This is a genomic window from Dyadobacter luticola (assembly GCF_005860805.1).
GTDB classification, from domain to species: Bacteria; Bacteroidota; Bacteroidia; order Cytophagales; family Spirosomataceae; genus Dyadobacter; species Dyadobacter luticola.
In genome coordinates this window covers 121,412-136,350 of the sequence record NZ_VCEJ01000005.1, presented here as the reverse complement: position 1 = coordinate 136,350, position 14,939 = coordinate 121,412, and the positions used below count along the sequence as shown (strand labels likewise).

At 48.8% G+C, this 14,939-nt stretch carries 10 protein-coding genes; 1 reads left to right on the top strand and 9 read right to left on the bottom strand.

What is annotated here, in order from left to right; translation table 11 throughout:
- Window position 1: 1 nt before the first annotated feature.
- A complete protein-coding gene (locus tag FEN17_RS19605) occupies window positions 2-4,363 on the top strand; it encodes an efflux RND transporter permease subunit (RefSeq protein ID WP_138367095.1) in 4,362 nt (1,453 codons plus the stop codon).
- 53 nt (window positions 4,364-4,416) lie between these two features.
- Here the strand turns inward: FEN17_RS19605 and FEN17_RS19600 are convergent, their stop codons facing one another.
- The 9 genes from FEN17_RS19600 to FEN17_RS19560 form a co-directional block, all read right to left on the bottom strand.
- The gene (locus FEN17_RS19600; protein WP_138367094.1) at window positions 4,417-4,992 is read right to left on the bottom strand and encodes a DUF4136 domain-containing protein; all 576 of its coding nucleotides are present in this window, start codon (window positions 4,990-4,992) and stop codon (window positions 4,417-4,419) included.
- 126 nt (window positions 4,993-5,118) lie between these two features.
- Entirely contained in the window at window positions 5,119-6,054 is a 936-nt protein-coding gene (locus tag FEN17_RS19595; protein WP_138367093.1) for a glycoside hydrolase family 43 protein, read from the bottom strand.
- Window positions 6,055-6,138: 84 nt separating this feature from the next.
- Window positions 6,139-7,506 (bottom strand): Gfo/Idh/MocA family protein, encoded by a 1,368-nt coding sequence (locus FEN17_RS19590; RefSeq protein WP_138367092.1) that lies wholly within the window; start codon window positions 7,504-7,506, stop codon window positions 6,139-6,141.
- A gap of 270 nt (window positions 7,507-7,776) precedes the next feature.
- Entirely contained in the window at window positions 7,777-8,712 is a 936-nt protein-coding gene (locus tag FEN17_RS19585) for a sugar ABC transporter substrate-binding protein (RefSeq protein ID WP_138367091.1), read from the bottom strand.
- 56 nt (window positions 8,713-8,768) lie between these two features.
- Window positions 8,769-9,722, bottom strand: a complete 954-nt coding sequence (locus FEN17_RS19580) for an ABC transporter permease (protein ID WP_138367090.1) — start codon at window positions 9,720-9,722, stop codon at window positions 8,769-8,771.
- A gap of 24 nt (window positions 9,723-9,746) precedes the next feature.
- Window positions 9,747-11,249: a sugar ABC transporter ATP-binding protein gene (locus FEN17_RS19575; protein WP_138367874.1), complete on the bottom strand. Its 1,503-nt coding sequence runs from the start codon at window positions 11,247-11,249 to the stop codon at window positions 9,747-9,749.
- Window positions 11,250-11,414: 165 nt separating this feature from the next.
- Window positions 11,415-12,575, bottom strand: a complete 1,161-nt coding sequence (locus tag FEN17_RS19570; protein WP_138367089.1) for a Gfo/Idh/MocA family protein — start codon at window positions 12,573-12,575, stop codon at window positions 11,415-11,417.
- Window positions 12,576-12,633: 58 nt separating this feature from the next.
- Window positions 12,634-13,674, bottom strand: a complete 1,041-nt coding sequence (locus FEN17_RS19565) for a sugar phosphate isomerase/epimerase family protein (RefSeq protein ID WP_138367088.1) — start codon at window positions 13,672-13,674, stop codon at window positions 12,634-12,636.
- A 21-nt stretch (window positions 13,675-13,695) separates the two neighbouring features.
- On the bottom strand, window positions 13,696-14,910 hold the full coding sequence (locus FEN17_RS19560) for a class I mannose-6-phosphate isomerase (RefSeq protein ID WP_138367087.1): 1,215 nt from the start codon (window positions 14,908-14,910) through the stop codon (window positions 13,696-13,698).
- Window positions 14,911-14,939: the final 29 nt, after the last annotated feature.

Sequence of the window (14,939 nt, the reverse complement as noted above, 5' to 3'; positions counted from 1 at the left end):
TATGTACCAACTCATTCGAACCGCGCTGCGTCAGCCAATTTCGATCGTCGTCGTAGTCATAGGTATCCTCTTTTTTTCCATTCTTTCGATCCGCAGCATTCCGGTGGATATTTTTCCAAACCTGGATTTGCCGACTATTTACGTCGTCCAGCCTTACGGAGGTATGGCGCCCGACCAGATGGACGGCTTCATCGCCACCCGCTACCAGGACCACTTTTTGTATGTTTCGGGAATCCGGGACGTGGATGTGAAGACCATTCAGGGGTTATCCCTCATTAAACTATCATTTTATCCCGGCACCGATATGGCGCAGGCGGCGGCGGAAGTTGCCAACAATGTGTCCCGGGCGAAGGCGTATATGCCTGAGGGAACCGTGCCGCCGCAAGTCGTACGTTTCGATGCCAGCTCGGTACCGATCGGGCAAATGGTTTTTGAAAGTTCTTCCAGATCATTGAACGAAATCCAGGATTTTGCGTCGTCGCGCGTCCGCCCGATGTTCAGCAGAATCGAAGGCGTTTCCAGTCCGCCGCCTTTCGGGGGTAACCAGCGCACCATCGTCATCCGCGTCGATCCCGAGCGTATCCGCAGCTATCATTTGACGCCGGAAGAGATCATTAAATCCATCGTCACCAACAACCAGCCTTCGCCTGCGGGTAACATTCGGATGGGTGACCGGACCTTGATGACGCCGGTTAACTCGCTGATCGGCAAGCCGGAAGACTTTCTCAACATTCCAATCCGCGTCGGCGCAGGGCCAACTGTTTTTATCCGCGATGTGGGTACGGTGGAAGATGGCGCCGATGTGACGGTGAGTTATGCGCTGATCAATGGCCGCCGCGCGGTGTACATTCCGGTGGTGAAAAAATCCGATGCTTCGACATTGGATGTGGTCAACAACATTCGCGCCGCCTTGCCGCAACTGCGCAATGCGGTGCCGGAAGATGTGAAGATTTCTTATGAATTCGACCAGTCGGTATATGTGACCAACTCGCTCAAAAGTCTGATCACGGAAGGTATCCTCGGCGCGCTGCTGACGGGTTTGATGGTACTGCTTTTCCTCCGCGACTGGCGCAGCGTGATCATTGTAATCGTGACGATCCCGATCTCAATTCTGTCAGCGGTGATCCTGATGAATTTGTTTGGACAAACCATTAACATTATGACCCTGAGCGGATTGGCGCTGGCGATCGGAGTTTTAGTGGATCAGGCGACCGTGACAATTGAAAATATTCATCAGCATCAGGAAATGGGTAAACCCAAAGAGCAAGCGATTTGGGACGCGTGTAAGGAAATTGCTTTCCCCGAATTTTTGATCCTGCTGGCGATCCTGGCGGTTTTTGCACCATCATTTGTCATGAGTGGGATTCCAAGATCCATGTTTTTGCCGCTTTCGCTGGCGGTGGGTTTTGCGATGATCGCGTCATTTTTATTATCTCAAACATTGGTACCCGTACTTGCCAACTGGCTGCTGAAAGATCATCCCAAACACGAAGCGCCAACATTGGCCCTGGATAACCGGGAAATCCACGACGTGATCGATGAGGGTGCGCACCCAACATTACCGCCGACCGGTTTTGAAAAATTCAAACAACGCTATCTTGGTTTTCTTGGCGGAATTATGAACCGGGGAAAACTGGTGGTGCCGGTTTACCTGGTGGGCGCAGTAGCATTGATCGTCGGTGGTTTCTTGCTAATCGGAACCGACATTCTACCAAAAGCAAATAGTCACCAGTTTCAAATGCGGCTGCGGGTACCTGACGGTACGCGGGTGGAGCGGACGGAGAAAGCAACATTGAAGGTTTTGGATTTGATTAAAAAAGAAGTGGGTCCCGAGCATGTGGAAATATCTTCGGCCTATGTAGGCACGGTACCTTCCAGCTATGGCACTTCCAATATTTTCGTGTTCAACAGCGGCCCGCATGAGGCAGTTTTACAGGTTTCGCTGCACGAAGATTTTCCGGTGCGTATGGATGCATTGAAAGAACAGCTCCGGGCAAAAATCGGGAAGGAAATTCCTTCTCTAAAAATCTCATTTGAACCGATCGAGCTGGTTGATAAAATCATGAGCCAGGGCGCATCCACGCCTATCGAGGTAAGTGTGGCGGCAAAAGACGTGGAAGAAGCAGGCCGGTTTGCCAAAAAAATTGAGAAGGAGATGAAGGATATTGCGTTTCTGCGTGATGTACAGATCGCGCAGCCTCTTTCCTACCCGGTTTTAGATGTAAAAATAGATCGCGAAAGAGCAGGACAACTCGGCATTACCTCTACGCAGGTCGCGCGTTCAATGGTGGCCGCCACTTCTTCCAGTCGCTTTACAGATAAAAATCTCTGGTTGGACGACGCGAAAGGACTTGCCTATCAGGTACAGGTTCAAATCCCGGAATATCAGATGACATCGATTGAAGACATTGGAACGATACCTTTGAAAACCGGCGTAAGTAACCCGCTGCTGGCGGATGTAGCCACATTTTCAGAAAAAACCGTCCCCGGCGAATACGACCGCGCTGGCCCGAACAGACTGGTGACAGTCACTGCCAACATTCATAAAAAAGACCTCGGCGCCGCTACAAAAGCAGTTCAGACTGCGATCAAAAATGCCGGCGAGCCACCACGCGGAGTGATCGTAGAATTGAAGGGTCAATCTGATCTTTTAACTGAAACATTGAGCAGTTTGCAAACCGGCTTAATGATCGCCGTCGTGATCATGTTCCTGCTACTTTCGGCCACTTATCAGTCTTTCAAACTTTCGCTGGTGGTACTTTCCACCATTCCGGCAGTGGTTGTTGGCTCAATTGGTCTGCTGCTTTTGACGGGCGCTACGTTGAACCTGCAATCTTATATGGGCTTGATTATGTCCGTCGGAGTGTCGGTAGCGAATGCGATTTTGATGGTGACCAATGCTGAAAATCTGCGTCTGGAACTGCAAGATGCCCGAAAAGCGGTGCTCCTCGCAGCGGGAAGCCGGATCCGGCCGATCCTGATGACGAGTATCGCGATGATCGCCGGTATGGTGCCGATGGCCTCGGGTCTGGGAGAAGGCGGCGACCAGATCGCGCCGCTCGGCCAGGCGGTAATCGGGGGATTAATCGCCTCCACATTGGCCTCGCTGCTGATTTTGCCTGCTGTATTTACGATGGTCCAGCGCAAAGCCTCGGTACTGTCCGTTTCCCTCGATCCCGAAGATCCTGAAAGCAATTTTTTCCGTAAAAAACTCCAAACATCCATTTCCATGAACACCCTGAAATCCCTTTTCATCATTCTTTCGGTAGGCGTTGGAATGAGTGCATGCAGCAGCGAAGCCGAAACCAAAGATTCGCACGAGAAAAAAGCCCCAGAAAAAGCACCGGCGGTAGAGCTGGCGACCGTAAAAAGTATGAAGCCTGCCAAACAGATCGCGCTGCCGGGAGAATTGAAGCCCTGGAATAAAGTGAGCATTCATCCGAAGGTGAAGGGTTTTGTCAAAACGGTTAATGTTGACCGGGGCAGCATTGTTCGGAAAGGTCAGGTGCTGGCGGTGCTGGAAGCGCCCGAAGTTATGTCGGAACTGAGCCAGGCGAAAGCTCAGGTCATCGCGGCGGAGGCTTCTCTCAACGAAATCACGACCCGCTACCAAACCAGCACGCAAACTTACAACCGCCTGATGCGCACGAATAAAACCGAAGGCGCCGTTTCGCTGAACGAATTGGATATCGCGAAATCAAAATCCCTGACCGATAGTTCAGCGGTGGCGATGGCAAGGGGCAATGTGCAGGCTGCGAAATCATATATGGAAACCAAGTCGGAACTGGCACGCTATCTGACAGTTACTGCTCCTTTCGACGGGATTATCACGGAAAGAAACATTAGTCCGGGCGCATTGGTCGGGCCGGGAGAAAGTAATGCCAAGCCGCTATTTATTTTGGAAGATAACACCCGCCTGCGACTGACCCTGGCAATTCCTGAGAACCTGTCCAGCGCCGTACCCAATAAAGGTGAAATCAGCTTTACCGTTTCGGCCAGTCCTGAGAAAATCTACAAAGCGGTTTACGCCAGAAGTTCTAGAACATTATCCGAAGAAAACCGGGCGATGATCACGGAATTTGATTTTAACAACCGCGGAAATGAACTGAAAGCCGGCATGTACGCCCAGGTCCAGCTAAACACTGAGCGATCCGGCAAAACCTTATTCGTGCCCACTACGGCTGTTGTAAATTCCAGTGAAAAGGTATTTGTGATCCGGGATGTGAACAAAAAAGCGCAGTGGGTGCCTGTAAAAAGAGGTACAGTTGTGGATACACTGGTTGAAGTTTTCGGGGATTTGCATGAAGGGGATGCGATTGTGAAGAAGGCGTCGGAGGAGTTCCGGGACGGGGAGGGCTTGTAGAAATCAAAGGCGCGAAGTTGAACTTCGCGCCTTTGTTAATTGATTCAGACTTCTTACTTCCTGCTATACGTATCCTGCGTCGCTTCGGGGAAAGTTCTCAGGATATCCGCCATTGTGTTTTTTACCATAGTTTCGCGGTCGTCTTTTTTGGTTGGGGCTTTTACGCGGCCTGAGGCCCAGCCCTGCCAGATCATTTTATCGCTGTTTTTCTGGTAAATGTTCAGGATAAAGCGGCTTTCCTGGTAATTATAGGTCGAAACATTGTTTCCGCCGCCGTACCACCACATATAAGGTGAGTACATATTGTTGGAACGAACTTGCTGACGGTCTTTTACATCGGTCATAAACCTCACGATGATCTCAGGATTTTGGGTATCCATTTTATAACCTTTGGCCTGCATTACCTCAACTACCGCATCGCCCAACCTCCTGCGGTTCAGTTCACTACCCAGCAGCGGATCCTGGTCAATGTTATGCTCGGCTTCCACTTTAAAAGTTTTGAACTGCTTCAAGTTAACCGATGAATCGTAATCATAACTCACCTGAAGTGCCTGGCTGCACGCCATGATCAGGACTCCCGCCACAACCGCCAAACTGACGGGTTTTATCAACTTCACTATGCTTTTCATTTGTTTTGAACGTTTAGTTATAACATTTATCTGACAGTTTCCGAGGGCAATTGGTTTAAATTATTCGGAAAACAACTATTAAACTACTAAACAAATATTGTTGGTATATCGCTCCGAAAATTTCAGTTATTGCGCCGTTGAAAGCTTGTCGAAAATGCCCTGCGATACTTTAAAAACCGTTCCATGCCTAATGCCGTCCGGGAATTTTACCTGATCCGAAACATCCTCCCACTTTTCCATATCCTTTGACCTGACTGCGCCATACTGATGATCGCGGTATTTATCAAAATAAACATAAACCCAGCCATCGATGTCTACCGCCGTCGGCCCCTCCGCCCAGTAATTCCTCGTGATTGGCGCTGAAACATCGACAGGATAAGGCCCAGCAGCATTTTTCGATTTGGTAATTCTAATGTTCTTTTCCGGCGGACTTGGATTCTCGTTTTTCAGGAACATATAATACCACGCATTTTTCTTCAAAATGGTGGCATCGATGACGCTAAAATTTGGATTAAAGAACATTTTGGTTTCACTGAATTTCTTAAAATCCGGCGTGGTGACATAATAGATCCGGTGGTTTAATCCCTTCTCGCCTTCCGACTCCGCTACATTGGAATGTCTTCCCGGAATAGTCGTGGCCCAGTAAATGATGAAATTCTTTTTCAGATCATCATAAAAAACCTCCGGCGCCCAACTATTTTTTGCATCCGGCTCATGCTCCATGACGGGAACTGCCTTTTGCGCCGACCAGTTGATCAGGTCTTTTGAAGAAGTATAACCGATGATCTTGTCATGCCAGCCGGTTGTGAAAACCATGTGAAAAGTGCCGTCAGGCCCCTGGATAATGCACGGGTCGCGCATGAGCTTGTCTTTTCCGGTAGTTGGTGTCAGGAAAGATTTCCCATTTTTCAGCGCCTGCCATTTCAGTCCGTCCTTGCTATACGCAAAATGCAGCCCGTCCTGACCGTTATCGACGAAGTAGGAAAACAGGTAAACATTACCTTGTCCCGAGGCAGAAAAGCTCAGAAAAAAACAAAAAAGGAGTTGTTGAAATTGCTTCATGATTTTAAACAAATACGCGCCCGGGGGTTTCCGGACGCGATTCACTGGGATTTATACGGGGACCACAAGCTTTTAAATCAGGATCTAAACCTTTTTATAGTCGGGATGTTTGTAGGGAGAGCGGTAAGACCTGGCCAGAAGCGCATTAGCTTCTCTGTCCCCGACAATTTCGCGCTTTACCGGATCATAAACAATAGGTCGGCCGGTTTTCATGGAAAGATTTGCCATGATACAACTTGCCGTCGAAATGTGGCCTTCTTCGATGTCAGCTACCGGGCGGCTATTTTTATCGATTGCACTCAAAAAATCGAGCATGTGCAGGCGGGTAGCCGGGGCAGCATTTAGCTCTATATCCTTCTCTTTCAGGTCTTCCGGATATTTTTCTTTTTCAAAGACCACATCCTTGTGAATTTTCTCTCCCTTACCCTGCGGGATAAAATCATAGGCCATGGTACTGGCCCAAAGCGTTCCTTTTTCGCCGTAAAGCGTAAATGACCACGGATAATCCGGATTGTTCGGCGTGCCCCAGGTGCGGTGCTGCCATACGCAGTTTAGTTCAGGATATTCAAAAATGGCGCTCTGCGTGTCCGAAATGTTCGACTTACCCTCTTTTTGTACATAAATACCTCCGGTAGAACTAATTTTTGTCGGCCAGCCGAGTTTCAGCATCCATCGCACCGTGTCGAACATGTGCACGCACATATCGCCTGTGATTCCGTTTCCATATTCCATAAAAGTCCGCCACCAGCGCACGTGCGGAATGCCGTCGTAAGGCCGCAGCGGCGCGGGACCAGTCCAGCTTTCATAATCCAGAAAGTCCGGAACTGCGGTGACGGGCGGGTTACCATTATTTCTCATGTGATAATAGCAGCACATCTCGACGTGCGAAATCTTGCCCAGCAAGCCTGCATCCACAATGTTCTTTTTCGCGTCGATCAAATGCGGTGTGCTTTTTCTTTGCGTGCCTACCTGTACCACTTTTTTATATTTGCGGGCTGCGGCTACCATTGCCTCACCTTCCATCACGTCCACGCTGATCGGTTTTTGAACATACACATGCGCCCCAGCCTTCACCGCGTCGATCATTTGCAACGCATGCCAGTGATCGGGTGTACCAATGAGCACAATGTCCATCTGGTTTTCCGAAAGCATTTTTTGGTAATCGCCATAAAGCTTGGGCACCTTACCCGATTTCTGCCGCTGACTTACCAGCTTTCCGGCTTCATTCAACTGATTTTTATCCACATCGCAAAGCGCAATCACCTCCACCGGCGCCACCTGAATCAACCGGAACAAATCACTTTTCCCATACCAACCGGTACCAATCAGGCCTACTTTCCATACTTTATCGGGATATATCAAGTCCATGCCCTGCGCCCCGAAACTCGAAAGCGCCAGCGCAGCCGTAGCCCCATGAAGAAAGCTGCGGCGGTTAATGTTGAAATTGTTCATTTTAGGAAAAAGCCGGTTGGTTTTAAAATAAAAAAGCGCCCTGATAACAGGACGCTTATAAAAAGGAAATTTTTAGCTGTGTTTACTATTGCCAATCACCCGATTCAAAACGCTGACCAGCTGCTTCTATGTTCAGGCGGCCAATTTTAACCTGATATCCATCTCTGCCAGCAGTTCCAACAAATGCTGTGTCAACTGATTTTTAAAATCTGCAAATTGTTCGATGGCCAGTAAATCAGGGATTCCTTGTGCCTCATTGCTGCGATCACTTTACTTCAAAAACTCCCCAACATTCTCCTTCGTCACCAACTGAAAAGGAATCAGCACCTCTTTATCAAATGCCTCCTTTTTAGCAGCTTTCACCGCAGTTTCGATTGCCTTACTACCCTGCTCTTTTGCATTTTGGAAAACCGTGGCATCCAGTGAGCCTTTTTTAACTGCCTGCAATGCATCCGGGATGGCATCGACGCTCACGACCAATACTTTATTTTTCAAACCCGCAGCTTCCAGGGCCTTCACGGCGCCCATGCCCATTTCGTCGTTTTGAGCAAAAATGGCATTGATCTGGTTGCCGTAAGATTGAATCCAGTTTTCTGTGAGCGACATTGCTTTGGCCCGGTCCCACTCGCCGGTTTGTTCAGCGAAAAGTTTCAGGCCGGGGTTTGCTTTCAGGATTTCCTTCGCACCGTTGTCTCTTTTCAATTGTGCTGCTTGTCCCATGAAACCGTGCATCATCAAGATATTTCCTTTTCCGCCCAGCTTTTCGGCAATGTATTTCATGGCGATGCGGGCAGATTCCGTATCGTCCGAGCCTACGAATGCGGTCGGTTTCGCGCTGGTTTCAGAGTTGACATTGATGATCGGGATTTTGGCGTCCATCGCCAGTTTGACAGCCGGTGAGCTGGCTTCCACTTCGCAGGGGTTCATGATGATCGCGTCCACGCCTTGCGCGATGAAGCTTTCCACTTGTTCCACCTGTTTTAAGGCTGAACGTTCTGCGTCGACTGTGATCAGTTCCACATTCAGTTCTTTGGCTTTGGCTTCCATTTCGTCGGCCACATTCACGATGAACTCGTTTTGCATGCTCAGCATCGTCGCGCCGATCAGCAGCTTTTTATCCGAACCGTCTTTTGATTCATCGTTTTTAGATTTATTGCAGCCAAGCAAAAGCGCACCTGCCAGTAAAACGTTAAGTGATATTTTCATAAATGATATTTAAAAAACTGGCGAATGATGCCTGTCAAACTTTATTAAAAGTTGTTTTATTCCCTGCCCTTTTTTCCCGCACTATCCAGCACCACCGCGCCGATAATGATCACGCCCATCACCACCTGCTGATAATAAGATGTCACATTCAACAGATCCAGACTATTGCTAATCACGCCAATCAGCAGCGCGCCGATCAAGGTACCGGTCATGGTACCCGTCCCGCCAGAGGTACTTGTTCCGCCGATAATCGCTGCGGCGATTGCGTCCAGCTCAAATCCTGCGCCTGCATTGGGCTGTCCGGTGGTAATTCGTGAGGTTAGCAAAATTCCTCCCAATGCAGAAAGTAGCCCGCAGATCGTATAAACCCACATTTTCACCTTGGTCACATGGATCCCCGAAGCCCGAGCCGCCGGTTCGTTGCCGCCTACTGCATACATATATCTTCCCAAAATCGTCTTGTTCAGAATCACTGCGCAGACGGCGAAAGCAAGGACCAGGATAATGATTGGAAACGGAATTCCAAGAATATTTCCGCCTCCAATGAAGTTAAATGAATCGGATAAATTGGAAATCGGTCGGCCTTTGCTGAGAATGAGCGCTAATCCCCGGCCGATGGTCATCGTTCCGAGGGTTACGATGAAAGGCGGGACTTTGCTTTTGGTGATAACCAGTCCGTTAAATCCTCCCAGAACCAATCCAGCGCCTAAGCCAGCCAGTATCGGAACCGCCAGCGGATAAGTATCAGGATGCGCGAACATGGCCGCTACCACGCCTGTCACTGCCACCATCGAGCCCAGCGAAAGGTCAATTCCACCGGTAATGATCACAAAAGTAACCCCGAATGCAAGCAGCGCATTGATGGAAACCTGCGTACCGATGATCATTAAATTGGAAACTGTGAAAAATCGTGGGGTACTGAAAGCGAGGACGATACAGATCAGCAGAAATGCAAAAAAGATCCCATAGCGGGTCAGACTGTTATACGGGGGATTTACTCTTATTTCCATAAATGAGGTATATCTGCTTCGTGATCAAGCCACTGCGTATTTCATGATCAATTCCTGGGTCGCTTCTTTTTTAGACAGCAGTGCGGTTTGTTTTCCTTTTGATAAAACCAGGATCCGGTCGCTCATACCCAAAATTTCGGGTAATTCGGATGAAATCATGATCACTGCAATGCCACTTTCAGCCAGTTTCCGGATCAGTTTATATATTTCAAATTTCGCCCCGACGTCCACGCCGCGGGTCGGCTCGTCGAGGATAATGATGTTGGGAGAAGCCAGCAGCACTTTGCCGATCACAACTTTTTGCTGATTGCCCCCGCTCAAATTAATTACTTTCTGTTCCGCGCCCGAAGTCTTGATTTTCAGGTCAGCGATCATCTGGTCCGTGGTGTACAGCTCGCTTTCTTCGTTAATAAAAAGTCCATTTTTGTGTTTTGGCAAACTCGCCAATGTAATATTATCCTTCACCGACATTTGCGGAATAAATCCCAGCGCCTTACGGTCTTCACTCACATACCCGACGCCCTGCCGCAAAGCATTCAACGGCGAGTCAATTTGCTTTTTTTCTCCTGAAACGTAGATTTCCCCGCTATCCGGTTTATCCAAACCAAAAATCACCCGCGCAATCTCCGTCCTCCCCGCCCCCATCAATCCGGCTATCCCTAAGACCTCCCCTGCTTTTACCTGAAAACTAATATTTGAAAAAGCTCCTTTTCTTGATAAGTCTTTCACTGCCAGCAACTCTTCACCAAAATCATTCGCCGACTCAGGGAACATTTGGTCAATTTCTCTCCCCACCATCATCGCGATCAGCGAATTTTTGTCCAGCTCGACAGCTGTTTTCGTACCAATGTATTTACCATCCCTGAAAACCGTGATCCGATCCGAAATCTCAAAGATCTCGTCCATTTTGTGAGAGATATAAATGATGCTGACACCACTTTCGCGCAGACTTCGGATAATGCTGAAAAGTGTCGCGACTTCCTTGTCCGAAATCGCAGAAGTGGGCTCGTCCATGATTACCACTTTGGCATTATTTGAAATCGCTTTGGCAATTTCCACCATCTGCATCTGGGCCACGCTCAGGTGTTTCATTTTTGCTTCCGGCGCAATGTTCACGCCGAGCTTTTCCATCAGCTCGCCCGCTTGCTGATTCATGTTAAAATCATTCAGCCAGCCTGAAAACAACCCACTTTTACCAGACACCTCTTTTTCTCTGCCTAAAAAAATATTCTGCGCCACCGTCAGCTCAGGAATGATGAGTATTTCCTGGTGGATCATGGAAATGCCACTTCTGAGCGTTTTGCTCACATTCGTATGTTTGTAGTTTTGTCCCTTAAATGTAATTTCCCCAGAATCCGGCGTCAGCAAGCCGATCAGGGTTTTCATGAAAGTCGACTTCCCTGCCCCATTTTCGCCCATCAAAGCATGTACCTCTCCCCTTTTCAGATCAAACTGAATGTTATCCAGCGCTTTCACACCGGAAAAGGATTTGGATAGGTTAGTGACAGTCAGGATGGAATCGGACATACCATGTTTTTCAAAAAAGGCCTTGGCATATCCTTTCAGAATCAGCCAAAGCCTTTTTTCCATTTTCTTATTTTTTCATTTTCCGTCGGCTTAAGCCGACGGCAAGGGATGCGGCATCAGCCAGATTGGATTGGGCTGTGGCACGTGCCGATGGCAATCCAATGCCTATCCTTCCCAAACTACTCCTGTATCTTTCCACGCTTTCGCTGCTGCGGAATCCAGCACTGCTTCGCAAACCTTTTGCGTCTCATAAGCATCCCGGAATGTGGGCTGGCAAGGTTTGCCGGTTTGCAGACTTTCGAAGAAATCGGCCACCTGGTGGATGAATGAATGTTCGTAACCAATGCTGGTTCCGGGAATCCACCATCTTTTCATATAAGGCTGGTCGCCGTCCGTTACCAGGACCGATCTCCATCCGCGGACAATCGACTCGTCGCTGTGATCGAAATATTCCAGACGGTTCAGATCGTGCAAGTCCCACTTGATAGAAGCGTGCTCGCCGTTGATTTCAAAAGTATAAAGCGCTTTGTGACCGCGGGCATAACGTGTTGATTCAAAGAGACCTAATGATCCGTTATCAAAATGACAGTGGAAAATACAGGCATCGTCGATACCTACCTTTTGCACCTGCCCACTTTCCGAGTGAACACGTTCTTTGATGAATGTTTCAGTCACGGCAGATACATCTTTGATACCACCATTGATCCACATCGCGGTATCAATGCAGTGCGCCAAAAGGTCACCGGTCACGCCGGAACCAGCTGCGTCCACATCCAGACGCCAGGTAGCAGTACCTCCTTGCGGAACGTCCGGGTTGATTGTCCAGTCCTGCAAAAAGTTGGCACGATAGTGAAAAATACGTCCCAGCTTACCGGAATCGACGATTTGTTTCGCCAATGTTACCGCCGGTACGCGGCGATAGTTGTACCAAACTGTATTTTGGACACCCGCTTTTTCGATGGCATCGACCATGGTTTTAGCCTCGGCCAAGGTACGCGCAAGCGGTTTTTCGCAAAGGATCATTTTGCCCGCCTCCGCTGCTGCTATGGCGATTTCGGCGTGCGTATCATTCGCGGTACAAATATCCACAGCGTCTACATCGTCGCGGGCGATTACTTTTTTCCAGTCCGTTTCATACGACTCGTAGCCCCATTGCTCTGCAAAAGCCTTTACTTTTTCTGCGTTCCGGGAACATGCCACTTTTAGTACCGGTGTATATTCCAGTTCCGGAAAAAAGTTTGCAATTCTGTTATATCCATTGGAATGCGTACGGCCCATCAATCCGGTGCCAATGAGCGCAATTCTGATTTCTTTTTTCTCTGCCATAATTTCTATTATCTCAATTTCCGTCGGCTTAATCCGACGGCAAAAGGGTTTGATGATTTTATGATTCCTGGTACCAGCCGTGCGCTTTACGAACATTTACGAGCGCGCGCAGAATGTCATTCCAGGTTTGCTGGTTGTACATCACGTCGTTCGGGAACATACAGCCGTCCCAGCAAATGTGACGGAAGGCTTTGGTAATGTTGCCATTTTCGTCCCTCATCCAGTAGCCCGCATCGTGTACGATATCCAGCCTGCCGTTTGGATCGGTAGCCAGACAGTGGCGACCGGTTTTATCATGAGAACCAGTTCCATGAACTGTTCCGTCGTTCTGCGCAACGTGAAAATCAAATGTCCATGGACGAAGCGCCGCAGTCATGGTTTTCAATCCTTCATCCAAAGCAGCACGGTCATCCCACTGAAAATCAACCGGTAATACGCGGTGCTCAGGAGCATTGTACCCCAGCAGATAAAGGAATGTATGCGACATATCGGCCTGGAAACCCATATTCGGGCGGTCCACAGCTTCCAATGTTTCCAGCATGGTTTTCCAGCTGTGCATCGCACCCCAGCAAATTTCGCCTTCTGCAGCAATCCTCTCGCCGTAGTCAGCAGCGACATCACAGGCTCTTCTGAATGTCTCAGCAATCTGTTTCGTATTTCCGGCTGGATCGGCAGACCATGCTTCTGGCGAAGATGCCGAGTCAACACGGATCACGCCACCTTCGCGGATGCCCAGCTCACGCAGTTTTTGACCAAAAACACAAGCCTGACGTACCTGCTCGATGAATTCGTCGCGCGCCTCCTGGGTGCCCATCGCAGAGCCGGCCCAAATGTTGGCAACCAGACTTCCTACTTCCAGGTTATACCCGCGCAGCTTGTCGGCCAAACGTGCCGGACCGTCGGCATCGGCCATATAAATTCCGACGTGCGGTTCAAAAAGGCCTAAATCGATACCGTCGAACCGAACACCGTCCACCTCAGCAGCAGCGGTTTTTTCGAGCATAGTATCAAAAGCAATAATTGGTTCAGAATCAGAACCTTTCCCCACAATCCCAGGCCAGGTGGCATTGTGAAGTTTGGGATAATTATTTTCAGGCATGGTTTAAGAATTTATTTGGGTTTAAAGAACAAGGTCAGGGTTACCCGGACCAAAATGTTTCAAAATCACGATCGGGTCTGTTTTAGATGGATTGCTGATCACAACACCTTCCACAGCCGCTTTTTCAGTTACAAAAAACTCATCATTTGTCAATTGTCCGTAGCGGATCAATGCAGGCGTTTCAATGTCCCACTCGCCCAGTTTTCCATGGCCCTGCATCACGATCATTCCGTAGGCGCCACCGTCTTTGATTGTTACGGTTTGCCCAGGGAACACGGTCAATTCTTTGGCACTGTAAGCTTCGTTCTTGTAGCAAATCCAGTTTTCACTATATCCTTCCGCTTCCATCTCGGCAACACCTTTCACCGGTTTCGGACGCATGAAATGTTTCTCCATCAAATTAGGATTGACATTCAAATCCCAATCGATTACTTCCATCAACAAGTCGTAATCACCAATTCTGTCTGGTGGGGTACCTTTCCAAAGCAGCTCCTCTGGAATAACGGCCTCGTTCACAAGCGATTGGTACATCGCAAAAATGTCCGATGCTTTCTGCGGCTCATAAGTACATAAGCTACCGGGCGCGTGCAACATGCCTGGAGGCACATCCCAGCCCGTTCCCGGTTCCAGACGAAATGCCTGAGAGTAGTTCGTAATTTTGTTATCACCCTTGGTGAAATTCATCAGACACTCCTTGATCTGCTCTTTGGAAGTACCGGGAGCAATTCCAATGAATGTATAAGGAAAATCGCCGCCGTGGTTGTTGAGTTGAGGCGGGAAATAGTATGCTTCCGGCTTTCCGTTCTGGCCCACCATGGCAGCGTGCTCGTCTCTGTGGTGGATATGGTGTGGCAGCGGGCCCATATTATCAAAAAACTTGGAATACATTGGCCAGCTTTTGTATTGATCCCAAAGTCTGTCACCAATAATTTCACCTTTCAGCTCTTCCACCGCATCCCGCAATGTCACTTTTTGAACCCCTGATTCGTCTTCCAGAACAATCTGACTCAAACCTTCATTCTCGCCTGTCAGTGGCCCGTTCTCCGCGGGAGTAGTGGAAGATAACCAGCGCTCATCGATACCGCCACGCTCTCCACCCAGTATATAATAATCGTCCGGGTGCAATTTGATCCTGCGGCCTGGAACGCAGAATGAACGCGGCACCCACGTAGGTGCCAAACGCAAAATCCCTTTTCCCTGCTCTAATGCCTTCTCAGCTATACTTGAAAGTCCCATTGTTGGTTTAAAAATTGGTTTAGTATTAG